The organism is Streptococcus sp. 27098_8_134 (assembly GCF_041431675.1).
Taxonomy (GTDB): Bacteria; Bacillota; Bacilli; order Lactobacillales; family Streptococcaceae; genus Streptococcus; species Streptococcus sanguinis_R.
In genome coordinates, this window is record NZ_JAPVYD010000005.1 from 1 (window position 1) to 24,314 (window position 24,314).

Annotated in this window: 22 protein-coding genes and 5 tRNA genes; 8 read left to right on the forward strand and 19 right to left on the reverse strand. The window is 35.8% G+C overall.

Annotated features, from left to right (window positions below):
• Positions 1–76 precede the first annotated feature (76 nt).
• The 13 genes from O3620_RS10500 to ychF form a co-directional block, all read right to left on the reverse strand.
• On the reverse strand, positions 77–562 hold the full coding sequence (locus tag O3620_RS10500) for a sigma-70 family RNA polymerase sigma factor (protein WP_002920042.1): 486 nt from the start codon (positions 560–562) through the stop codon (positions 77–79).
• Positions 563–775: 213 nt separating this feature from the next.
• A tRNA-Asn gene (locus O3620_RS10505) sits at positions 776–849 on the reverse strand.
• Positions 850–854: 5 nt separating this feature from the next.
• Positions 855–926, reverse strand: a tRNA-Glu gene (locus O3620_RS10510).
• 105 nt (positions 927–1,031) lie between these two features.
• A complete protein-coding gene (gene ftsH / locus O3620_RS10515) occupies positions 1,032–3,011 on the reverse strand; it encodes an ATP-dependent zinc metalloprotease FtsH (protein WP_002894312.1) in 1,980 nt (659 codons plus the stop codon).
• Positions 3,012–3,028: 17 nt separating this feature from the next.
• Positions 3,029–3,571 (reverse strand): hypoxanthine phosphoribosyltransferase, encoded by a 543-nt coding sequence (gene hpt, locus O3620_RS10520; protein ID WP_032913127.1) that lies wholly within the window; start codon positions 3,569–3,571, stop codon positions 3,029–3,031.
• Positions 3,572–3,575: 4 nt separating this feature from the next.
• Entirely contained in the window at positions 3,576–4,853 is a 1,278-nt protein-coding gene (tilS, locus tag O3620_RS10525) for a tRNA lysidine(34) synthetase TilS (RefSeq protein ID WP_002920041.1), read from the reverse strand.
• Positions 4,850–6,133: a serine hydrolase gene (locus tag O3620_RS10530; RefSeq protein ID WP_002920040.1), complete on the reverse strand. Its 1,284-nt coding sequence runs from the start codon at positions 6,131–6,133 to the stop codon at positions 4,850–4,852. Before O3620_RS10530 ends, tilS begins: the two co-directional genes overlap by 4 nt.
• Complete coding sequence (locus tag O3620_RS10535; protein WP_002920039.1) at positions 6,126–6,254, reverse strand: SP_0009 family protein; 129 nt, start codon at positions 6,252–6,254, stop codon at positions 6,126–6,128. Before O3620_RS10535 ends, O3620_RS10530 begins: the two co-directional genes overlap by 8 nt.
• A 2-nt stretch (positions 6,255–6,256) precedes the next feature.
• The gene (locus tag O3620_RS10540; protein WP_002899511.1) at positions 6,257–6,625 is read right to left on the reverse strand and encodes a septum formation initiator family protein; all 369 of its coding nucleotides are present in this window, start codon (positions 6,623–6,625) and stop codon (positions 6,257–6,259) included.
• Positions 6,618–6,884 carry an RNA-binding S4 domain-containing protein gene (locus tag O3620_RS10545; protein WP_002920038.1) on the reverse strand — a complete coding sequence of 89 codons (267 nt, stop codon included), beginning with the start codon at positions 6,882–6,884 and terminating at the stop codon, positions 6,618–6,620. Before O3620_RS10545 ends, O3620_RS10540 begins: the two co-directional genes overlap by 8 nt.
• A gap of 90 nt (positions 6,885–6,974) precedes the next feature.
• Positions 6,975–10,478: a transcription-repair coupling factor gene (gene mfd / locus O3620_RS10550; protein WP_371601720.1), complete on the reverse strand. Its 3,504-nt coding sequence runs from the start codon at positions 10,476–10,478 to the stop codon at positions 6,975–6,977.
• Entirely contained in the window at positions 10,471–11,040 is a 570-nt protein-coding gene (gene pth / locus O3620_RS10555; protein WP_002920036.1) for an aminoacyl-tRNA hydrolase, read from the reverse strand. Before pth ends, mfd begins: the two co-directional genes overlap by 8 nt.
• A gap of 72 nt (positions 11,041–11,112) precedes the next feature.
• The gene (gene ychF / locus O3620_RS10560; RefSeq protein ID WP_032913039.1) at positions 11,113–12,228 is read right to left on the reverse strand and encodes a redox-regulated ATPase YchF; all 1,116 of its coding nucleotides are present in this window, start codon (positions 12,226–12,228) and stop codon (positions 11,113–11,115) included.
• Between the two features lie 166 nt (positions 12,229–12,394).
• On the opposite strand from ychF, the gene O3620_RS10565 reads away from it, so the two are divergent.
• Entirely contained in the window at positions 12,395–12,886 is a 492-nt protein-coding gene (locus tag O3620_RS10565; protein ID WP_002920034.1) for a DUF1307 domain-containing protein, read from the forward strand.
• A gap of 119 nt (positions 12,887–13,005) precedes the next feature.
• Here O3620_RS10565 and O3620_RS10570 read toward each other — a convergent pair whose 3' ends face one another.
• From O3620_RS10570 to O3620_RS10590, 5 genes are all read right to left on the reverse strand, one after another.
• Positions 13,006–13,200 carry a DUF951 domain-containing protein gene (locus tag O3620_RS10570; RefSeq protein ID WP_002894296.1) on the reverse strand — a complete coding sequence of 65 codons (195 nt, stop codon included), beginning with the start codon at positions 13,198–13,200 and terminating at the stop codon, positions 13,006–13,008.
• Between the two features lie 127 nt (positions 13,201–13,327).
• Entirely contained in the window at positions 13,328–14,464 is a 1,137-nt protein-coding gene (gene dnaN / locus O3620_RS10575) for a DNA polymerase III subunit beta (protein WP_002920033.1), read from the reverse strand.
• A 158-nt stretch (positions 14,465–14,622) separates the two neighbouring features.
• Positions 14,623–15,975: a chromosomal replication initiator protein DnaA gene (gene dnaA / locus O3620_RS10580; RefSeq protein ID WP_002920032.1), complete on the reverse strand. Its 1,353-nt coding sequence runs from the start codon at positions 15,973–15,975 to the stop codon at positions 14,623–14,625.
• A gap of 213 nt (positions 15,976–16,188) precedes the next feature.
• On the reverse strand, positions 16,189–16,950 hold the full coding sequence (locus O3620_RS10585) for a ParB/RepB/Spo0J family partition protein (RefSeq protein WP_002920031.1): 762 nt from the start codon (positions 16,948–16,950) through the stop codon (positions 16,189–16,191).
• Positions 16,951–17,013: 63 nt separating this feature from the next.
• Entirely contained in the window at positions 17,014–18,186 is a 1,173-nt protein-coding gene (locus O3620_RS10590) for a S1C family serine protease (RefSeq protein WP_002899524.1), read from the reverse strand.
• A 203-nt stretch (positions 18,187–18,389) separates the two neighbouring features.
• Here O3620_RS10590 and rlmH point away from each other — a divergent pair, with 203 nt between their 5' ends.
• The 7 genes from rlmH to O3620_RS10625 all read left to right on the forward strand — a co-directional run bounded on the left by rlmH (position 18,390) and on the right by O3620_RS10625 (position 21,601).
• Positions 18,390–18,869: a 23S rRNA (pseudouridine(1915)-N(3))-methyltransferase RlmH gene (gene rlmH / locus O3620_RS10595; protein ID WP_002920030.1), complete on the forward strand. Its 480-nt coding sequence runs from the start codon at positions 18,390–18,392 to the stop codon at positions 18,867–18,869.
• Positions 18,870–18,911: 42 nt separating this feature from the next.
• A tRNA-Arg gene (locus tag O3620_RS10600) sits at positions 18,912–18,985 on the forward strand.
• Positions 18,986–19,165: 180 nt separating this feature from the next.
• On the forward strand, positions 19,166–19,273 hold the full coding sequence (locus tag O3620_RS10605) for a competence protein (protein ID WP_002905686.1): 108 nt from the start codon (positions 19,166–19,168) through the stop codon (positions 19,271–19,273).
• 27 nt (positions 19,274–19,300) lie between these two features.
• The gene (gene comD / locus O3620_RS10610; RefSeq protein ID WP_002920029.1) at positions 19,301–20,635 is read left to right on the forward strand and encodes a competence system sensor histidine kinase ComD; all 1,335 of its coding nucleotides are present in this window, start codon (positions 19,301–19,303) and stop codon (positions 20,633–20,635) included.
• Between the two features lie 5 nt (positions 20,636–20,640).
• The gene (comE, locus tag O3620_RS10615) at positions 20,641–21,405 is read left to right on the forward strand and encodes a competence system response regulator transcription factor ComE (RefSeq protein ID WP_371601721.1); all 765 of its coding nucleotides are present in this window, start codon (positions 20,641–20,643) and stop codon (positions 21,403–21,405) included.
• A 45-nt stretch (positions 21,406–21,450) separates the two neighbouring features.
• Positions 21,451–21,522 (forward strand) — tRNA-Glu (locus O3620_RS10620).
• A gap of 5 nt (positions 21,523–21,527) precedes the next feature.
• Positions 21,528–21,601, forward strand: a tRNA-Asn gene (locus O3620_RS10625).
• Positions 21,602–21,688: 87 nt separating this feature from the next.
• Here O3620_RS10625 and O3620_RS10630 read toward each other — a convergent pair.
• Positions 21,689–24,274 carry a YfhO family protein gene (locus O3620_RS10630; protein ID WP_002920028.1) on the reverse strand — a complete coding sequence of 862 codons (2,586 nt, stop codon included), beginning with the start codon at positions 24,272–24,274 and terminating at the stop codon, positions 21,689–21,691.
• Between the last annotated feature and the right edge of the window lie 40 nt (positions 24,275–24,314).

Here is a 24,314-nt window from a genome sequence, read left to right on the forward strand (position 1 = left end):
ATTTTTTTCTTGATAAAAAAACTTGATAGTCGAACCCATTCTATTAAAACAGATAGCGACTCATCAAGCTTGATTATTATAAAATCGTATTATCTTGAAAATCTTTTAAATGATTTTTTAAATCTTTAAGCATAGTTCTTCTTCCTTTAAAGCGCTCATTGCTCATCAATCGCTGGTAGTTATCCAATCCAACATCATCAAGAGTTCTTTTATAATTGTCAATCGCTTCTCTGAAGGCAACTAACTCATCTAGAAACAGTTCTTTTGATTTTAGTCGATGACCAATCTCACTCACTTCTTCATAAGGCTGGCGATCCAATTTGCGCTTTTGGCTTTCTTGTTTACGAATTTTATCATGTATATGATTCCTGAATTTTGTTTTGAAATAACGATAGAGTTTTTCCTCATCATTTTCAATTCCTTTTTCTTTAAGCAGAAGTTCGTATAAAACTAACATCCCTTCTTGCTCCCAATCGCTATGTTCCCACAAGTGTATATAGTAATCTTTCTTACACTTCCAAACTATCCATTTCACCTTCTCATAAGTAGCTTTAAAATCCATAGTTCCTCCTTAAAATTTACTTGGCTTAATTCTACTGTAAATAGAAAGCAAGGTGGGCTTTTTCTTCTAAAAAGCATCGTTTAGGAACTCTTCTGACTTGAATAATTGCTTTTAAGTCATTTCAGGCACATATTTAGTCATTTGGGAGGATTGTGCGAAGCATGAAAGCAAGAAAAAAATCAAATGCTTACACATTTGATTTTTTAAACCTAGCTCCGCCAGTAGGACTCGAACCTACGACATCATGATTAACAGTCATGCGCTACTACCAACTGAGCTATGGCGGATTATATAGTCCGTACGGGATTCGAACCCGTGTTACCGCCGTGAAAAGGCGGTGTCTTAACCCCTTGACCAACGGACCATTTCTTGCCCTTCTGCAGAACATATTCCATTATATCAGCTTTTCTTCCTTTGTCAATAATTATTTCAGAAAAAGAGAAAAAAGTTGGAATTTCTCCAACTTCTTCTACTCAGAACTTTTTTCTTCCATTTTCGTTTTAATTTCATCATAAGAAAGTGCATGAGCTTCTTTGTCTAATTCAAGTTCAGACTCTTCTGGCATTTTGCCAGTTTCATACAATGATTTAATCTGATTGCTATCCAAAGTTTCATATTTAAGAAGCGCTTCAGCAATCAATTTATGAGTTTCGCGATGGGACTGGATAATCTCTGCAGCTTTGTTACGAGCTTCATTAAGAAGTTCTCTTACTTCTTCGTCAATCTCATATGCAGTCTGTTCTGAAATTGATTTTTGAGGACTGGCTGCACCAAACATAGCATGGTTTCCTTCGTATTGAACCGGACCAAGTTTTTCGCTCATTCCATATTCTGTTACCATACTGCGGGCCATCTGAGTTGCCTGTTCAAAGTCATTAGAAGCACCTGTTGTTTGAACATTAAAGATAATCTCTTCAGCCACACGACCACCCATAAGACCAGCTAATTGCTCTTTCATATCTTCTTTAGATAGAAGCATTTGGTCTTCCTTAGGCAGGGCAATCATATATCCGCCAGCGCGTCCACGAGGGACGATGGTTACTTTATGTACGACACGCGCATTTGATAATACCAAACCAACAATAGTATGTCCAGCTTCATGATAAGCAACCATTTGACGATCGCGTTCAGAAACCATCTTATCTTTCTTAGAAGGTCCTGCAATTACCCGGTCTTCCGCTTCATCAATATCATCTGCATCAATGACTTTCTTGTTACGACGAGCAGCAACCAAAGCAGCTTCATTCAAGACATTTTCCAAATCAGCACCAACAAAACCTGGTGTCTGCTGAGCAACTAGTTTCAAATCAACATTTTTAGCCAGCGGCTTATTCTTAGCATGAACACGAAGAATAGCTTCCCGACCTTTAACGTCAGGACGACCGACCAAGACTTTTCTGTCAAAACGGCCAGCACGCAGCAAGGCTGGATCCAATACATCCGAACGGTTAGTAGCCGCAATGATAATGATTCCTTCATTGCCTTCGAAACCATCCATTTCAATCAAGAGCTGATTGAGGGTTTGCTCCCGCTCATCGTTACCACCGCCAAGGCCAACACCACGCTGACGACCGACTGCATCGATTTCATCGATGAAGATAATAGCAGGAGCTGCTTTTTTCGCATCTTCAAACAAAGAACGGACACGGCTTGCTCCGACCCCAACAAACATTTCTACAAAGTCGGAACCTGAGATACTGAAGAAAGGAACACCTGCTTCTCCAGCAACTGCCTTAGCAAGCAAGGTTTTACCAGTTCCTGGAGGGCCTTCCAGAAGGACACCGGCAGGAATACGAGCACCTAGTTTGGTGTAACGTTTCCGATCTTTCAAAAACTCAACAACTTCTACAAGTTCTTGTTTTTCTTCTTCGGCACCAGCTACATCCGAGAAACGAACTTTAATATCTTCTTTGTTAGCAGCACGCGCTTTATTGCGCCCGAAATTCATGGCACCGCGGGCACCGCCGCCACCACCTTGATTCATCATGGACATAAAGAAGAAAATGACAATCACAAAAGGAACGATGGAAGTGAGGATTGTAATCCACATTCCGCTTGAACTTTCACGCTTTATGCTGATTTCAGTGTTATGCTCAGAGGCTAATTTTTGTAAATCAGAAATTGTAATATCTGACGGTAAAATAATACTTGTGAATTTCTCTACTTTAGAAATGTTTGGAGTAAAAAATAAAATCCCTGTATCTTCTTTTGATTCCTGAGGTGTTTTGTAAGTACCTGAAATCTCTACGACACTACCATTGGGCTGGTAGCTCATCTCTGTGACATTATTTTCCTTAATTTCCTTCACTAATTCTGTGTAATTGATTTGCTGACTGCGACCGCCAGTATCTCCTGAGAAGAAATACTGAAACCCTGTCACTAGGACAACAATAATCAGAATATAGAGAAATGGATTTTTTATAAAACCATTATTTTGCTTATTTTTCATCTATTAATAGTAAACCTTTATTTTGTATAAACTTCTTCTTTCAAAATACCAATATATGGAATATTACGATAGTTCTCATTATAATCTAATCCATATCCAACAACAAATTCATTTGGAATTGTGAAACATGTATAATCTGCATCAATTTCAACAACACGGCCTTCTGGTTTATCCAAAAGTGTAGCAATTTTTACTGATGCAGCATTTCTTTCCTTAAACAAATTGCACAGATTTTTTAAAGTCTGACCAGTATCAATAATATCCTCAACAAATAGGATATCACGTCCTGTGATGTCTTGATCAATGTCCTTAATAACATTAATGACACCTGAGCTAGCAGTACCACCATGGTAGCTAGAAACCAACATAAAATCAAGCTCAATATGTGTGTCAATATGCTTGATTAACTCAGCTATAAAAGGCACGGAACCTTTTAAGATTCCAACAAAAATTGGATTCTTACCTTGGTAGTCTTTGGTTAATTGCTGACCAAGCTTTTTTGCAGCATCCACGATTTCATCATGGGAAATCAATATTTTTTTGATATCTTGTTCTAGCATAATTTTACCCATCTATTTTCTGAATATAAAGTACAGTACTCATTATATCACTTTTTAATGCCTTACTCAAATCACTGATAGCAATATTTAAGATTGCTAAAATTTGATGATTTTGTTCCACTATTACAGATGAATTCCGTTCTTCAAAGGAAACCTTCTTATCAATAAAAAGACGACGAAGTTTCTTGTGATGATCATTCAGCAAAATACTATCTCCCTCTTTTCGGAAGCGAAGTGTCAGAGAAGTTTCACGCGAAACAAAAATTTTCTGGATATTTTCACCACTCAAAGGAATCCCGAATGAAAATCGATAATGCCCAAACTCAATCAGATTCTCAAATTCTAACAAAATTGAATCCATTTTTAAATCGGGCTTACGACTGATTTTTCTAATTTCAAAACGCTGGTAATCTTTAACAAGCTCATAGTCTTTTTTCAAAGTATGCTGATAATTAGCCTTAGTCCGCAGGATGTTTAAAACTTCCTCAAACTGCTGCTTGCTCAGATTCAGACCAGGAAAGCTTTCAAGATAGTTCTGCAATAGAAATCGTTGAACCTGAGGGATTTGCTGATGAAAGACTTGGACATTTTCTATATCTAAATCTCTGGTCAAGTGAGACAAAGCGGTCTGCCAATCTTCAATTTCCTTTCCTAGATACCGCAAAGAATCCTTAAATTGTGGATTTTCTTTTTCTAGATCCGGCAGATAAAGATTGCGAATTCGATTTCTGAGATAGTCATTTTGAAAATTACTGCTATCTTCAAAATGCTGAATATCTGGAAAGTCTGACTTACGAAAAGTAAGCAAAGGACGAATCAGTTCCCCGCAAGCAAAAGACTGGACAGCTTTCATGCCGGACAGATGACGAAGTCTAGCTCCACGCAGCAGCCGCATAAAAACAGTCTCAGCTTGGTCATCTGCGTGGTGGGCAGTTACCAAAGCTGTATAGTGCCCCTCCTGCATCACTTTCCCGAAAAAATCATAACGGAACTGCCGAGCAGCATTTTCTGAAAAATTACCAGAAAAACTTGATGTAAAAATCTTTACACCAAGCTGTTCCGCAATCTTTACCAATGCCTTTTCTTCTTGATCTGACTCTGGCCGCTGTTTGTGATTGACATGAGCAATCGCAAGCTCGATAGCTAGTTCTTTTTGAGAATCAATCAACAGCTGTAGCAACGTCATAGAATCCAGTCCACCTGATACAGCAACCAAAACTTTTTGATGGTCTTGGAAATACTTTTTCTCCTGCATTTTTTTAAGAAATTCTTGCTTAATCATTTCAGGACTCCATAGACATCGTCTGCTATCTGAGAAATGTTATCGTAGTTTGAATTATTAGTGAAAATGACAATGATAAAAGGAGAATCTGCATAGACAATCGCAGCATCGTGCTTAAAATCATAGGCGTCACCAATTTTATGAGCCACTTTAACATCTATATTTTTAGAAATCCGCTGATTATCATAATTTGTCTGAGACAAGGCATCGATAATCATGCCATTTTGCTCATAGATCGCTTCCAAAACATTTCCAGCCATACGTGAAGATGCTTGCCTTTCTTCCACATCCCATTTCTTTCCAGCTATTTTGTTGATCGTCTGCTGAAAATTTTTATCAGATTGATTGGTCGCATAATAGCCTAAGATATTGTGGGCGACATTATCTGATTCTTTGGCCACTCGATTTATCAAATCCTGAACTGAATATTCCTTGTCATCAGCTGACTTAGCAATACTGCCACTTCCTTCTGGTTCGTAAGCACCTGCAAAATCATTGACTGCTCCAATATACTTGAACTTCTGATCTAACGAAAGTTTTTTCTGATCCAGCTGTTCCTGCACATAGTAAAGATAAGGCAATTTTGTCACACTAGCTGAATACATCTCTTGATCTTGATTAATGCCTGCTTCTTTGCCTGTGTCCAGCTGTTTGACGTAGATAGAGTAGTCTGCCTTGTTGTACTTACTGCTCAAAATTTCTTGAACCTTGTCCATTCGATTATCAGTTTCATCCAGGAATTCCATAGAAACCCAGCCCTGTCCTTCAAGCTGGGCATAAGTTCCTTTGACTGTCTGAACAATTTGAACAATGTTTACTTTTGTATATGGAGCTACTGTTGTATTTATTTTTTTAGCTCCGTTGATATTGGCTTTATCATAGAGAATGAAGCCAGGTTTCAGCCACATTTCTTGATGGATATCTTCGATTAACTGGACAGTATCTTCGTAAATTGTATTTTTATCCGCTATCACAAAATGACCGTTTTTCAGCTTGAAAATCGGGACTCCTTCTTCATTTACATAAAATCCTGCTATCTGGATAGGCTGGTCTGGAACTAGCTTTCCAGCAGTCTTACTCAGAGTAGAATCTGTAAATGTAGGAGTTTCTTCGTAAACATTAGGATTTGTCGGGATACTATCATAATAGCGTCCATACGCAGTGCTTGTAAAATGATATTTTTCTTCCTCGTCTAATACGAAATCTTTTTCGGTACTAATAACTGTGATACTGCTAAATAAAGCTGGTAGCAAAAATATCAGTAACAAAAACTTACGCATGTTTTCCCCTTTCCTCTTTATTTTCTTGAAGTTTCAAAGCTTGATTTTTTTCAGACAGTTCTTCTAGTTTTTCATCAGAAAATTCCAAGAACTGCTCAATTGTTTTTAATAAATCTTCCATAACTACTGCGGTAATAAATCTGGGATAGTATAAATGTACTCACCCTCTTTTGAAAAAGAGTATTTAGCGCGTGCATACTTAGCAGCATAGCTATCATCTTTTAACTTTGTTGCTATATCTGATTGATAGACCTTTTCTTCGCTGAGCGTCTGATATTTCTCCTGCAGTTTAGAATACTGTTCACGACGCTGCAGCAAGGTTTGATAGCTCTGGTATAAATTATAAGTAGGTAGAATAAATAAGAGAATCACCAAAATCAGAACCCAGCCCATAAAACGGTTGCGTTTCCGCCGTTCCTGATCCACATATCTGCGGCGTTGATTTTCATCTTGTATAAAACGATTATTGAGTTGGACGATATTTTTAGGCATCTTCTTCTATCCTTGTTTCACTGACTATTTCGTACATTTTAACTGCATCTTCTTTTTTGGTACTATCTTTCATCTCCAGAACCTTTACAGTTAAGAGTTTATTACCAAAGCGTACTTCAACCAAGTCATCCACTTTCAAATCTGTTGAGCTCTTGGCCAAGATACCGTTCACTTTTATCCGGCCCTTGTCAGCTACTTCTTTAGCCACTGGACGTCGCTTGATAATTCGTGACACTTTCAAATATTTATCTAATCTCATCCTATTACCTCATTTTCTCTTAATTTATTATTCTACCATTTTTTGAGAAAAATAGAGCTTAAAAAGCCAAACTTCACTGAATTGTAACCTTTATTCTGCCTTGCGCTGTTTAATTTCCAGCATCTTTTCTCCAAAATTAACTAGACCTTCTAAAATCTCATAATCTTTTTTGTTCCTCACATCAAAAATCACTTCAATCAAGCCATTTTTTTCACCAATTCGAGCCTTTAAATTCGTCATCGAAAGTGCTTCAAAATAGTCCTGCGTCAGATAAAGCTGCTGCGAAATCTTCTCAAAATGAATACTTACTGCATTCTGCTTACGTTCTACTGACTTTACAAATGCTTGATCTAAATAAGACTTAGCAAGTCCAATCTCCAGTAAGTATGCTACAACATCAGGGTATTCCCCAAAGCGGTCAATCAATTCATCCTGTAGATTTTCATAGTTTACACGGCTGTCAATTTCACGAATTCTCTTGTAAATTTCAATCTTCTGTCTTTCATCAGAAATATAGTTACTAGGCAGATAGGCATCAATCTGCAGATTAATCTCTGCATTGCTCTTTTGACGTTTGTTTTCTCTACCCTGCTTTTTAGCAATGGCTTCTTCTAGAAGCTGTGAGTACATCTCAAAACCAACAGAATCAATAAAGCCAGATTGCATACTTCCTAGAATATTGCCAGCCCCTCGAATAGACAAATCTCGCATGGCAATCTTAAAACCAGAACCTAACTCTGTAAATCCTTTAATAGCCTCTAGACGCTTTTCAGAAACTTCTGTTAAAATTTTATCTGGTCTATACATCAAATAAGCATAGGCAATCCGATTGCTGCGGCCAACCCGTCCACGAAGTTGATACAAGGTTGACAACCCCATATGGTCAGCATTTTCTACAAACAAAGTATTGGCATTTGGGATATCAACCCCAGTTTCAATAATGGTTGTAGTCACCAAAATATCGTACTCTCCATTGATGAAGTCCAGTAAAGTGTTTTCTAAACGAATCTCACTCATTTGACCATGAACATAGCCTATAGAAGCTTCTGGGATTAACTCTCTTAATTCTGAAACTTTCTGTTCGATTGTGTCAACCTTGTTGTAAAGGTAGTAAACCTGTCCACCTCGGTCTATTTCACGTAAGACAGCTTCTCGAATCACTGTAGGATTGCTTTCTAAAACATAAGTCTGAACAGGATAACGATTGGTAGGTGGGGTCTCAATGACTGACAAATCGCGAATCCCCAGCATAGACATATGAAGAGTTCGAGGAATAGGAGTTGCTGTCAAGGTCAGGACATCAACTTTCTTTTTCAATTCCTTTAATGTTTCCTTGTGCTTAACTCCAAAACGCTGCTCCTCATCAATGATGATTAAACCTAAATCCGCAAATTCTACATCTTTGGATAAGAGTCGGTGGGTTCCAATAATAATGTCAACTTGTCCCTTCTGCAGCTTCTCCAAAGTCTGTTTTTGTTCTGCCTTACTCCTGAAACGGCTGAGTACCTCGACATTGACCGCAAAATCATTAAAGCGTTCTTTAAAGTTAGTATAGTGCTGCTGGGCTAAAACCGTTGTTGGCACTAATACAGCTACTTGTTTATGATCATTGACAGCCTTAAAAGCAGCCCGCATAGCTACTTCTGTTTTCCCAAAGCCTACATCACCAACTAAGAGGCGGTCCATCGGACGACTGCTTTCCATATCCTTCTTCACTTCCTGAATACTTCTTAGCTGGTCCTCTGTTTCAACATAGGGAAAATCATTATCAAATTCCTCTTGATTAGAATCATCCGCTGAGAAAGCAAAACCTTTTAGCTGGCTGCGTTCAGCATATAGTTTAATCAAATCATCCGCAATATCCTGAACCTGATGTTGAACTTTTTGCTTACTCTTCTGGAAACGACCGTCATTTAGCTTATTTACCTTAGGTGTTTTTCCATCGCTGGCAACATACTTTGATAGGAGATCAATCTGGTCAACTGGAATCGAAATACGATCAGAATTTTGATATTGAATTGTCAGATAATCACGGTGGACACCAGAGATTTCAATCGTTTCTATTCCCAGATAACGTCCTATCCCATGAATATTATGGACAACATAATCCCCTTTTTCTAGCTCATTATAATCTTTCAGTCGTTCAGCATTTGAGATATTCTGACGCCGGATTTTTCGTTTTATTTTCTTGTGAATAATTTCGTACTCTGTAATAAGAATAATTTTCTCATCTACGAAATTAAAACCCTGAACAAGATTTCCTTCAATAAGCTGAACTGCATTTTTTTGGATCTCAGCCTCTCTTATATAGTCTAAATGAATATCATATTCCTGTAAATTTTTATGTAAACTTTGTAAACCTGCCGAAGAATTTGCTTGTAAAATTATTGTATAGCCAGATTTTTTATAACGATTAATCTCTTCCTTGAGCAAGGAAAACTGACTGAAAAATTCTTGCATTGGATACTGATTGAATTGATACAAAGCATCAAATTTCAGATTTCCCAAACCTTTTTGAAAGCTTGAAAAGAAAGTGGCTGGTTTATATTGACGATAATCTTGGTACTTATCTGCAAAATATTTTTGAGTTGACAAAGATTTACATTTTTGTAAATCATCTGTCAATAAACCAGCTGTTTCCAGTTCAAATTGAGCATGTCGATCCACAATTTTTTGAAAATCATCAAAAAACACAGGGCTATGAACAGGTAAATAGTCTAAAATAGTCCATTCTTTCTGATAAAAATAAGAAAGGAATTTACGAATATCTGCATGATGAAACTCCTCTTTGGCATTGATTAGTAACTCTTCTAAGTAAGATTTCAAAGCAGGATCAACAGTTTTTTCTAAAATAGCTTCCAGATTTTCTCGTCCTCGAGCATAATCTTTCTCAGAAAGCAGGATATCAGAAGCAGGTTTAATCAAAATACTTTCTATATTCTCAATTGAAGTTTGATTTTCTGGATTGAAAATCCGAATACCATCAATTTCATCTCCAAAAAACTCCAGTCGATAGGGAAACTCTGCTGAGCGCTCAAAAATGTCTAAGATATCTCCTCTTAGACTATATTCTCCCTGACTTAAAACTTGGGATACCTTCTTGTATCCTGTTCTTGACAACATCTTTACAAGATTATTTAGGTCATATTCTTGTCCAACTATCAAATTTATGTTGGTTGTTTTAAAATCAATGGGATCAGGCAAGAGTAATTTACTAGCCGCAACATTAGTAACTAGAATTCCAGACTTTTGATGGTCTATTAAAAAGTTCAGAGCATCTAATCTTGAAAATATTTTTTCCTGTGAGGCAAAGACAAATTCTGCTATAGGAGTATCATCTGCTAAGAAAGTATAGACCTTGTCTTCTCCCAACAAAGAAATCAAATCACTAGCCAAACGATCTGCTTCATTTTGACTAGAAGTCAGCACAAGGATTTTATCAGCTTCTTCTAATCCAGCCGCTATAGTGATTGCTTTTGTTGATGCAGACAGTCCCATTATCAACTGTCTGCTGCTTTTATGGAGATTTTTCTTCCAATCTGAAATTTGCTGGTTTTGACAAAATAAGTCAATCAGGTTCATTTTATTATCCATTGTATTTCTGCATTGTTTGTTCAAAATTGTCTGACTGTAAATAATAATTTACAGCATTGTCAACTTTATCAAGAGTATTCAAAATTGTTATATAATCATCTGTATCAAATTTTCCTAGAACATGGTGAACCACTGTCATGCCTTCTTTTGGACGGCCAATACCTATCTTTATCCGTTTAAACTCTTGACTTCCAATATGTTTGATAATAGATTTAATGCCGTTATGGCCGCCAGCTGAACCCTTGCTGCGCAAACGAATCTTACCAACTTCCATATCCAAATCATCATAGATGACCAATAAATCCTCTATATCTAAACCATAGTATGCCAGTAAAGCTTGAACAGCCTTTCCGCTCTCATTCATAAATGTAGTTGGTTTGACAAAATAGACTTTTTCACCATTCAGAAAAGTAGAAGCAATATCTGCTTGAAAGATTTTATCAGCTGTAAATTTTAAATCAAGATCTTTACAGATCTTGTCAACTAGCATAAAACCAACATTATGTTTGGTTTCAATATATTTTTCTCCTGGATTTCCCAGACCGACTATTAACTTTACCATTTTTCTCCTTTATAAAAGCCAAAAGGGCTGGAAAAAATTTTCCAACCTAGAATTTTTAAATTTACAAATACTTTACACATTAAATCTAAATTCCATAATATCGCCATCTTGAACGATATATTCTTTTCCTTCTTCGCGCAAACGTCCAGCTTCTTTAACTGCTTTTTCGCTGCCATAGTACACTAAGTCATCATAAGACATAGTCACTGCTCGAATAAAGCCTTTTTCAAAGTCTGAGTGAATAATACCAGCCGCTTGAGGAGCTTTCATTCCACGCTTAAAGGTCCAGGCACGCACTTCTTTTTCACCAGCTGTAAAGTAGGTTCCAAGTCCCAACAGATGATAAGCTGCTCTGGTCAGTTTATCCACACCTGATTCTGTCAAGCCGATAGCTTCCAGAAATTCTGACTTATCTTCATCGTCCAATTCAGAAATCTCTTCCTCTGCACGCGCTGAAATGACAACAACTTCAGCATTTTCTGTAGCTGCAAATTCACGAATCTGCTTCACATAGTCAATATTATCTGGATCAGCTACCTCATCTTCACTAACATTGGCCACATAAAGCACAGGTTTAGTCGTCAAGAGAAAGAGGCCTTTGACAATTTTTTGCTCTTCTTCTGTAAACTCAATTGTACGAGCTGACAGACCGTCTTCCAGGACAGGCTTAATTTTCTGTAAAACATTAAATTCTGCCACTGAATCCTTATCTTTTTGAGTACGAGCCATCTTCTCTACACGTGCATAACGTTTGTTAATACTTTCTAGGTCTGCTAAAATCAATTCTAGATTAATAGTCTCAATATCGGCCATTGGATCTACAAATTCAGACTCACGGCCTTGTTCTCGCATGACATTTTCATCATCAAAAGCACGTACTACGTGGACGATAGCATCTACTTCACGGATATTGGCTAAGAATTTATTCCCTAGTCCTTCTCCTTTTGAAGCACCTTTCACAATTCCAGCAATATCAGTAAATTCGAAGGTTGTTGGAACTTTCTTCTGTGGTTTGATGAGTTCTGTTAATTTATCCAGACGAGCATCCGGAACTTCTACCCGCCCGACATTTGGATCAATTGTCGCAAAAGGGTAATTAGCTGCTTCTGCACCTGCTTTTGTAATTGCATTAAATAAAGTTGACTTACCAACATTGGGTAAACCAACGATTCCTGCTGTCAAAGCCATTCTTATCTTCTCCATTCATCTTTTCAATCCAAACCATTATACCATAAATCCTTATCCTAAACAGCGGATTTAAGTTATTTTTTCTAGCTTTCTTTACAAAAATGTAAAATAAATTGAAGAAAAAAATGGTATAATATAGCTAATATTCTTATTAAAGGAGTCCCTAATGAAAAAGAATACTTTCAAAACACTTTTTCTTTCCTTCCTTGCAGTTTCCGCTTTGTTTGTTTTAGCTGCCTGCAGCAGTCCTAAAAAAGCTTATTTCCAGCTGATTGACCAAAATACTAAACAAGATAGCCGCATCACTGTTGAATATAAAGGTGATGAGCTTCTTATAAACGAAACAAACAACACCTTCTACTATAAACCAGTTGGCTTGACAAAAGACACTGCTAAAGAGCAGACAGAAGCCTATGCTAAATCTATTGAGGGTATCAAAGGATTAACTCATAAAATTGAGTACAAAGATGATTATTTAACTGAAAAACTGACAATCGATTTCAGTAAAGCTGATATTGAAGAACTACAAAGTAAACAGCTTCTTCAAACATCTGGTAATCAAAAAGCAGATTATATCAGTTACAAAGAAACTGCTAAATTACTCGAAAAAGCAGGTTATAAAGAAGTTAAAGACGGTAAATTTGAAGAACTTAAATAAAAGCAAAATGGATAGGACTTAAAAAGTCCTATCCATTTTTGCTTGAAAAATTAAATCTAAATCTGATCTTCAGCAATGCAAATTAGTTTTCCACAATAGCATTTACGATGATTTTTAGTTCAATCAATTATTTTCTTCATTTTTCTTTCAAAATCGTGACGACTCATCATCACAAGATGTTCACAATTAGTGCAACGGATTTTGATATCTGCACCAACCCTTGTGATTTCCCAGCGATTCGCCTTTTTCCCAGTCGCTTTAATGGTGCAGGCATGTGGCTTTTTCATTTCTACAAAATGACCAATTTCATACATTTTCTTTCTCCTTTCAAAGAACTATCATTGTCCAGGAAGAAAACTTAAGTATCTATCATACTCTGTGAATAAAAAACGATTAGGACCAAGAATTAAAAATCTTTAACTTGGTCCACTGCTTTTCATCTTAATTAGTTCTAACAGGTGTAATTAGCTGAATAAAGTTTTCTGTGTCTTCACTCGGTACCAAGGTGAAAGGACGAACGGATGAGATAAAACTAATCGTTACTTTTTCACTGTCAATGGCCTTCAAAGCATCGATCAGATAAGTTGGATTAAAGCTAATGGTCAAATCTTCGCCAGTTACACTTTCTGTATCAATTTCTTCGTTAACACGTCCGACCTCTGGTGAATTTACATGGGCACTGACAATACCGCCTGTAATCTCCAGTTTAACTGTTCCATTCTGTGTGGCATTAGATAAGAGACGAGCGCGTTCCATAGCTGCACGCAAATCAGAAGTATTAAAAGTAAGGATACTCGTAAATTCAGTCGGAATCAAACGATCTGTATCTGGATAATTTCCTTCCAAGAGGCGGGTGTAGAAACTGATATTTTCGCTTCTGAAAAGAATTTGATTGTTAGCAAAGAAAACCTCTACCGTTTCAATTTCATCGGTAAAAACAGCCGTAAATTCACGTAAAGAGCGACTTGGAATGACTACGTCAAAATTATCTCCGTTTTTCTCCAGAGTAATTTTCTTTTGACTCATTCTGTGGGAGTCTGTCGCAACTGTCTTCAAAGAACGGTTATCTGTCAAAACAAAGTGAACCCCTGTTAAAATTGGACGGCTTTCCTGAACACTGGCTGCAAAAGCTGTTTCGTTAATGACATCTTTGAGAATTTTTGTTTCAAGAACCAAGGGATTGCTGGCAGAAATTTCCTGGATTCGTGGATATTGGTCAGCGTCTTTTCCTTTCAAGGTAATCTCTGATTTGCCGCTAGTCAAGACGATTTGTTTTTGTTCAATTTCTTTAAAATCCAAAATAATATCTGGCAGGCTAGAAACAACATTAATAAAGAAAGTCGCTTCTAATAAAATTGAACCTGTTGAGTTGACAAGCAAGCCTGCATTTTCATTTTGAGTAGAAATAAAGTTTTCAATCGACACTTGGCCATTTGAGCCGATTAAGGTGATTCCTTCTTTGGTAACATCGATTTTTACAGTAGAAAGAATAGGAATTGCATTTTTATGGCTGATAGCCCTTTTAGTGGTATTTAAAGCTTGTAAGAAGAGATTTTTATTAATAGAAAAATGAATCATGGGATCTCCTTTTTATTTATTTATGATTATAAGATTAATAGTAATAGTAGTTTGTGTGAATTATGTGGAAAAATAGCTTTGTCCTTATTCTAACAAGTTTTGAGACTTGTTCACAAAGTGTGGATAAGTTTTGAAAAAAATCTGTAGTTTTCCACACGCTATTTAATTTTATTCTTGATGCTTTCAATTTCTAAACGCAAATTGTCGTCTGATTCAATCATAGTTTTGATTTTTCCATGTGCATGGATAACAGTCGTATGATCTTTCCCGCCAAATTCACGACCAATTTTAGGCAGACTGTTGTCAGTCAGCTCACGAGTCAGATACATAGCTACCTGTCTAGCTAAAACGATATTTTGCACTCGACGGCTGCCTTTCATCTCTTTGACACTAACACCATAGAATTTCCCAACTTCAGACTGAATCTTATCAATCGGGATAACTGTTACCTGGCTTGAATCCTGTTTGCGTGCTCGAATGGCTTCCGCAGCGATATCAATAGTAATTTCCTTTAGATGACGAACTCTAGCGATGAGACTGATGTCATTCAAAGCACCTTCCAAGTCGCGGACATTAGAGTCGAACTGTCCTGCAAGGTATTCCAAGGTATCATTCGGGAAAATATAATCCAAATTTTCTATTTTGTTTCGCAGAATTGCAATTCGTGTTTCAAAATCTGGCGGTGTAATATTTTGAGTTAATCCCCATTTGAAACGTGTTACCAAGCGTTCTTCCAAATTGTCCAGATGATCAGGACTGCGGTCGCTGGTTAAAACAATCTGTTTATTTTCACCATGAAGAGCATTGAAAGTGTTGAAAAATTCTTCCTGAGTTGAAACCTTTTTTCCTCCTAAAGATTGAATGTCATCAATCAGCAGAAGATCCAGACTACGATAGATTTTTTTAAAGCTATCCATTTCTCCCAATCTTAAATGTTCAAGGAAGTCGTTAATAAAGGTTTCAGCCGGTATATACTTGACACGCGCATCTGGAATATTTTCTAAAATTTGATTGCCAATAGCATTTAATAAATGAGTTTTACCCAGGCCAGGTCCTCCATAGATAAAAAGAGGATTATAGGTTGTGGCTAGATTCTCAGATACCGCTAAGGCAGCAGCTTTAGCCCAGATATTTCCGTCTCCCTGAACAAAATTATCAAAGGTATATTTTGACTTTAAGCCAGTATCAATAGGTGGCAAGCTTGGCTGAACAGTGCTGATTTGAGGACTGGTTACTGCAGATTTCGGTGTATCAATGTTAGTTTCTTCTTCAAAAATATACTTTCCCGCAATCTGATCATTAAAAATCTCAAATCCTGCAGTAAGAATAACTCCTACTAAGTTTTGCTCCCAAAATAGTTGTTTTACTGGACTATCTAGGAAAATAACAGCTTGCTTTTCTTCAACTTTGACAAGCTTGGCTTCAGCAACAAAGAAATCATAAGTTGTCTGTTTTAGCTGAGCATGAGCCAATTCTAAAATACGATTCCAAAAGTCCTGTTCTTTGGTCATAACTTCCCTCCTTTTCTATAATTTTCTGATTCATACGCATCTTATTTTATCATAAAGGTTCAAAGTTTTCCACAAGAACTGGAAAAGAATTCACATTGTTAGCTGAAGTTATCCACAGAATGTGAATAAAGCTAAAATTTCGTATTTTAATAAGCTTCCTAATTAATTTAACAGTGGATAATTTTGTTATTTTAAAAAAAGAAAATAACAGTTTTATTTAAAACTGTTTATAATTCTTTGATATTCTTCTTCGCTTTCAAAAGGAATAATCAGCTTTCCTTTACTCTGGTTTTTTAACTGAATAGAAACTTCCAGACCGAGAATTTTTTTAATTTTTTCCTCTTCAGATTTAGCAAATAGTTCTTTATTAGGTTTCTTTTTGAGACTCTTTTTTTGCTGAAGAAGCTTTTCGACTGCTCGAACCGATAAATCTTCTCTACATATCTTTTCCAGCCATAGTAACTGTTCCTCTTCTTTCAAGGGAACCAGCAGGCGAGCATGTCCTTGAGAAATCTCTTCTTCCTTTATAGCTTGACGAACTTCTTTGGATAATTGTAAAAGTCTGACAATATTGCTAATATAGGGTCTAGATTTTCCCATGATTTTAGCAATTTCATCATGTGTCAAGCCTTTGTCAATCAAATTTTGATAAGACTCAGCCTCTTCTATAGGATTCAAGTCTTCTCTTTGAAGATTTTCGATAATGGCCTGTTTCAGCATTTCATCATCAGATAATTCTTTGACGACAGATGGGATCGTTTCTAGGCCAAGAAAAGAGGCAGCTCTAAATCTCCGTTCTCCTGCTAAAATTTCATAACCAAAAAGTGAAGATTTCCGAAGAATGATTGGCTGAATGAGACCATTTTCTTTGATTGATGACGCCAATTCTTCAATCTTTTTTTGTGAAAATTGTTTACGAGGCTGATAAGGATTGGTTCGAATGTCTTTAAGTGCAATATATTGAAAGTTTTCCATTTGTATATAGAATAACACACCTTTACGATTGTGTAAAGGTGTGTTGACAATCTTGTAAATAGGTTAATTTGAGCTTAACTCTTTTGTTGATTTAGTGAGTTTGATTTTGACTGTTTGAGATTTACCATCTCGATAATAAGTAATCTCTACCTCATCTCCAATGCTATGCTTGTAGAGAGCAGACTGAAGGTCACTAGTGGATTCCACATCTGTGTTATCTACTTTTGTAATGACATCATTTTTTTGAAGTTTGCCATCAGCAGGCATCCCTTGCTGAACAGAGCGAACAAGAATACCTGATTTCACTGAAGAAGGAAGATTTAATTTAGAAAAATCAGAAGTTGTTAAATTAGATAAATCCATCATTTGAATTCCTAAAGCAGGACGTGTGACTGTTCCATTTTTCTCTAGTTGATTGATAATATTTACGACATCATTAGACGGAATCGCAAATCCCATCCCTTCAACAGAGGTTTGCCCATTTGTTGAAATTTTACTTGAAGTAATCCCAATAACTTGTCCTTGGATGTTAATCAATGGGCCGCCAGAGTTACCAGGATTGATTGCAGCATCTGTTTGCAGTGCAGTTGTTGAAATATTTTCACCATTTTCAGATTGTAACGTAACGTTTCTGCCTAGGCTAGAAATGATTCCTTGTGTTACAGAGTTAGCATATTCTGTTCCAAGAGGACTTCCGATAGCGATAGCTGTCTCACCAACTGTCAGAGAACCAGAATCTCCAAATTCAGCGACATCAGTTACTTTTTCAGAGCTAATTTTAACGACAGAGATATCTGAATAAACATCTGATCCAACTACTTCACCTGGAACCTTGTTTCCATCAGCTAGCAAGATATCTACATTAGTTGATCCGTTCAGAACGTGGGTGTTGGTTACCAGATAGGCTGATTTTCCATCTTTTTTATAAATTACGCCAGAACCTTCACTGGAGATTTGTGATTCATCGTTGGAAGATTCATCATTGATAACGCTGCTAGAAGATTCAGCATAAGTAATTACTGAAACAACTGCATTTTGAACCTTTTTCACAGCTTCTGAAATATCTGTAGAGTTTTTATATGAAGTAGCTACACTAGTTGTTGAATTTCCATTCATTTTTACACGTGAAGTTACTAATGTAGTAACATAATTTCCTAAACTTCCACCGATAAAACCTACAATTAACACTGCAAAAAGCAATAAAGCCTTTTTGATGGCATTTGAAGAGTTTTTCATGTTTTCCTCCTTGAATTACAATTGATGAAATTATAGTTAGCTAAACTTAATTATAACTTAAATCCTCTAAGTTTTCCACACCTTGTGGAAAACTTAGAAAAACTGTTGATAGGCATTAGAAAATACACAGATTAGCCGATTCCCAGATAAATTTTACTTGTTAATAAAGTGTGAAGTATAGATGAATATGATAGAATAAACTTATGAAAATAAAACTTGTAACAGTTGGAAAACTGAAAGAAAAATATTTAAAGGATGGAATTGCTGAATACATGAAGCGTCTCAATCGATTCTGCAAGGTGGAAATGATTGAGCTAGCGGATGAAAAAACACCTGATAAAGCTAGTGATTTAGAAAATCAGCAGATTCTTGAAAAAGAAGGAAATAAAATTCTGGCTAAAATCAATGAGCGTGAATTTGTTATTGCTTTGGCAATTGAAGGAAAGCAATTTCCGTCAGAAAAGTTTAGTCAGCTCATGATGGATACTACAGTGCATGGCTTTTCTGATATCACTTTTGTTATTGGCGGAAGTTTAGGTTTATCTCCTGCAGTAAAAAAACGGGCAAATCTTCTGATGAGTTTTGGCAAATTAACGCTACCTCATCAACTGATGCGCCTTGTTTTAATAGAGCAAATCTATCGAGCTTTTATGATTCAGCAGGGGAGTCCTTATCATAAGTAATCTTGACGGCAATCCTATTTTCTGATAGAATGAGATAGTATTGGTCTCATAGCTCAGCTGGATAGAGCATTCGCCTTCTAAGCGAACGGTCGCAGGTTCGAATCCTGCTGAGATCAGAAATGTAAAAAATGCGAAATATTTTACAATATTTCGTGTTTTTTTCTTCTATTTTTTTGGTATAATGTCATTTCGGGGATAAAAAATGACATTTCAGGGAAAATTGTCACTAACTCTTTCTATTTTTCTATAATGATAAATGTAAGGTGACTTACAAGATAAAAAGATAGGAGATAGTTATGAAAATCTATTCTTTTCAAATTGCTTTAAATAGCAATTCACTTGTTCAAACCTTTTGGGATTTAAGAGGTGTTCCAAATCCATGGGGTTGGATTTTTGGAAGATAAGAATTTTAAAGTTTAGGGGAGAAATTTATGTCACTTGAAATAATTGGATTAATTATTCATCCTTTTATTAATGTAGCTGCATTTTTAGTTATTTTATCAAAAATCACTAAAATTAAGCATACTCGCTTTTTTGTATCTGTTTGCTTTGGTCTTGAGATTATAGTTCCGTTTATAATTGCTTTTTTAGGACACATATTTTCATTTTCTAGCACAATTCCATCATATACACTGTCATTTTTTCTCCCTATATTTTTAGTTTGGTATTTTTGTAGAGTTGAAAAAATTAAAAGATACCAATCTTTCTTACTTTCGTTCTTTTTATGTTTGTCAATTGATAGCTCTACTACTTTCTTTTCAGTTATTATTTCATCTGTTTTAGGAGATGATTTTGTAGCTCAGTACATGGGCTTGTTTCTGACATGTATCAACTTAATATCCTTGTTCTTTATGGCAAAGGTTATTGATATTTTTGATTTCAGAATAGATTATTTTAAAAGAAGTTTCTTTAAATCTCAGATTCTGATGATTAGTAGTTTATATGCAGTGAATTGGCTGATTTTAAATCTCTCTCATTGGATTAGTAATATAAGGCATTTCAACAGTTTTAGCAGTATGATTGCTACTATTTGTTTCTTGGCCTTTCTTTCTACCTTGGTGACATTCAAGGACAGCCGTGAGAAATACGAAAAAGAAGAGCGTTTGCATCAAAAAGAGTCTGAACAGCTTCGACTTCAGGAATATACTGATGAAATTGTGAGATTATACTATGAAATCAAAGGATTTCGTCATGATTATGCTAGCATGCTGACAAGTATGCAAGTGGCTATTCAAACTGGAGATATCAAGGAAATTGAGCACATTTATCAAGAGGTCTTGGCTGATGCAAATTTGAACCTACGTTCAGATAAATATACAGTTTTTGATTTGAATAATGTAGGAGATTCAGCTTTAAGAAGTGTCATGACTGAGACAATCTTTCAAGCGCGTGAACATCAGATTCAGCTGACTTTTGAAGTTAAGGATAAAGTGGAACGCCTTCCAATCAAGTTGTTAGATTTGGTGAGAATTGCTAGTATTTTATTAAATAATGCTATTGAGAGTGCCATTGACAGCTTAGAAAAAATTGTCCATGTTTCTCTGGTTCAACTGGATGATAGAACCATTTTTGTTGTTCAAAATTCTCGTAAAGAAGGAAAATTGGATTTGGAAGAACTCTATCAGCCCGAGTTTTCAACTAAAGGAGAAAATAGAGGCTTCGGATTGAATAACATCAAGGAAATTTTAAATAGGTATGAATTTATCACCCTTGATACACAAATTGAGCCAAGCAATTTTACACAGATTTTAACAATTAGGAGATAGAATTTATGAAAGTGTTAGTTTTAGAGGATACCGTATCTCATCAAGTCAGGATGGAAACGACATTAGCAGAAATTGCTGAGGAACTTGGAATTGACATCCAGGTTCAGGTTACAGGAAAAATCAAAGAATTCAAAAAATATATTGAAAATGGAGACGTTAACCAGCTTTATTTTTTGGATATTGACATTAAGGGTGAGGAAACAAAAGGGCTGGAAGTAGCTCAATTTATCCGTCATCATAATCCTTATGCCATTATAGTTTTTGTAACCTCAAAATCTGAATTTGCTACTATGACTTTTAAATATAAAGTATCAGCATTTGATTTTATTGATAAAGATATCAACAATGATGCTTTTAAAAATAGAATCAAAGACAGTATTCTTTACACTAAGAGTACACTAATTGAAAATACCAATATGGTAGATTATTTTGAATATAGTTATCGTGGCAATGATGTTCGAATGCCTTATAACGATATTTTATATATCGAAACGACAGGGAGCTCTCATAAACTTCGGATTGTCGGTAAAAATTTTCTTAAGGAATTTTATGGAACAATAACAGATATTCAAGAAAAAGATCAGCAATCCAAACGATTTTTTTCACCACATAAATCTTATCTGGTTAATATTGGCAACATTGTTGATTATGACAAGAAAAATCGAGAAATTATTTTTTACGAAAATCATCGCTGTCCGGTCACTCGTTTAAGAGTAAAATATCTGAAAGATATTTTCGAAAATAAAGGGAAAAGAGTTGACAAAGCTTAAAAACCTGATATAATGGAATATGTTCTGAAAGAGAGCATACCATATGGTCCGTTGGTCAAGGGGTTAAGACACCGCCTTTTCACGGCGGTAACACGGGTTCGAATCCCGTACGGACTATATTATCCGGCATAGCTCAGTTGGTAGTAGCGCATGACTGTTAATCATGATGTCGTAGGTTCGAGTCCTACTGCCGGAGCTAGAGACACTCCTAGTGGGTGTTTTTTTATTGTTCAAAAAAAGGCCTTCACTAGCATTTTAATGAAGAGCCTTATTTTTTATATATTTACATTCTATGTCGTTTCCTACGTAGAAAATTATAGCAAACAAATAAAATTATGCCAGATATGAAGGCAATGCCACCTTCTTTCAGTCCATTAGGAATGAAAGTGAGGACAACATTTCCTTCTCCTTTTTTCACATCTAATTTCATAAAGCCGTTTTGAGCTCGTTTTAGTGCGATAGGCTTCCCGTTAAGAGTGGCTGACCATCCCTTATCATAAGGAATGGTAAAGAATAATGAAGTATCCTTTTCCGCTCTATAATTCGTTTTTACTGTGTTTAAATCAGTAGTTGTGGAAACGGGCTGCTCTTTTAATTTTTGAATGACATTTTGATATTGCTCAGTATTAACGGCAAAAAATTCTGGCGTATCAAATGAAACTGTCGAATTGTCTGGGAATGTAAAGCGAATAGACACTGTCTGACTTTGACTGAAATAGCCAGCATTAAAGAAAGGAAAGACATTATTAGTTGTATAACGTTCTGTAAAGTTATTGACAGTAATGTCAACATCTGTCTGATCATCATTACTAAAATCAATCCCAGCAACATTAACATATAGTTGACTGTTAGCAGGTACATTGACAGTATAGACTACACTAGCAAAGCTTGTATTATGCTCTCTGTCAACATCCACAGTCACTCTGTTACCAATTTGCTTGACATTTTCATTAGTAGTTATAGCATCTACTTTATCATAATATTTAAAATCAAAGCCAGTTAATTGATTCAAAAATTCTGTCTGATTATCTAAAGTCAAATTTGTAAACTTGACATCATGGTAAACATCATTGGTCAGAAAAGCTAAACCAAGAGCAGCATCATTTTGGTAGAGAGACATTTCTTTTTCAGTTTTCTCAGGAAGAAAACCAAATTTTTGAGGATCTGTTTCAGATAGATTGTAGCGAACACCAAAAATACTGTCCATTAAAATACTGTTGTTTTGATAACGTAGATTCAGATTTGTTCCTGCTGATTTAAAACCAAGTTTATCTAAAGTAGAACTTGCTTGAGTATTTCTGACAGATGAGAACTGGGAAATTCCATTGTAGTTGAATTTCATACTGTCATTTCCCGTTTGTGGATTCAATCTTTCAGTTCTAAAAAAGTCAATATTTTCCTTTTTGGAATAGTTGACAAGCTTGTCAATCTCGTCAAGGTGACTGGAATATGAAGAACGAGTGGCAAATACCCATTCTTTAGCAATTCCTCCAACTTGATAATAGGAATTAAGCGACAATTCAAAAGTAACAAAGAAAAGCAAGACAGGGAGAATGATTTTTGGTTGAATCGAAGATTTTGCTAAGACAAAGCTAATCAAGAGATAAGCCAGCAGAAATTCTAATGTTAGAATATAATTCTCAGGAGCCAAAAAGTCATAATGTTTTCTCTGAATAAAAGTAAGAATGAATCCGAGGCTGAGCAAAGTGAAACTAATGGCAACATTCATTACTTTCACATCTTTCCAACGATTTAAAGTCTCAGCAGCCATATAGATAACTACCAGAGAAAATAGCCAAGAATAACGGTGAAGAAACATGTTCGGTGCATGCATTCCCTGCCAAAGCAAGTCTAAATATTGAAGATAAAAACTAGCTATAAAAATTGCAATGAGTAAAAAGTAGCAAAGTTTCACGTGAAACTTAACAGATTTTAAGGTGAAAAATAAGATAGCCAGAATCAAGGGGAAGGTTCCGACATAAATCATAGGGATAGAACCATACTTGGTTGTATCAAAACTGCCAATAAAATTTTTAGCAAACACATCTAAGAACCAACTTTTTTCTGTCAGCAAAGAAGAAACTTTTGTCAAGGTTTCACCATGAGTACTTATGTCTAGGTAAGTTGGCAGAATCATGATTAGGCTAGTCAGACCTGCTAAAGCAGATACGATTGTAAAGTCAAGTAAACTTTTAATTCTATTTTTGAAATCCCAAGATAATTGAAGAAGGTACCAAAAGACCAAAAAGATTGCCATCATATATCCAAAATAATAATTTTGGATGAAGAGAATTGACAGTGTTGTAAAGTATAGTACTCTTCCTTTTCCAGCTATCAATCTATGTAAACCTAGCACAATCAAAGGTGCAAGGATAAATACATCCAGCCAGGTTTTAATTTCCAATTGACTGACTGAAAAACTCATTAAAGAAAATGAAGTTGAAAGAGTGATGATGAGTAAAGCTGGAATCTTTTTGAATATTCCTTTGATGCTGATAAAGGTAGAGAGTCCAATTAATCCAAACTTGATTAAGGTAAATAGATAGACGGCATCTGGCATTGATTTCAAATCAAAGAAATAAACCAAGGGAGATAAGAAGCTACCTAAATAATAACTGGATAAAGCATAGAAATTCTGTCCAAGTCCACTGGAGAAAGTATAGAAAATACTATCTGTGCCATGAAGGATATTTCTTAGGTTTATATCAAAAATGACATATTGATGAAAGCCGTCACCAAGCAAGGGAGACGTTTCGCTATTCCAGTAAATTCCGTACATCAAGTAGACAAAGAACATGATGAAAAAAGGAAGAAAGAAGGCACAAAAATAAGGCCAATTTTTTTTAAAATATTCTTTAATGTGATTCATATTTCTTATATAGAAAGAGGCAGAAACGTTGTTTCATGCC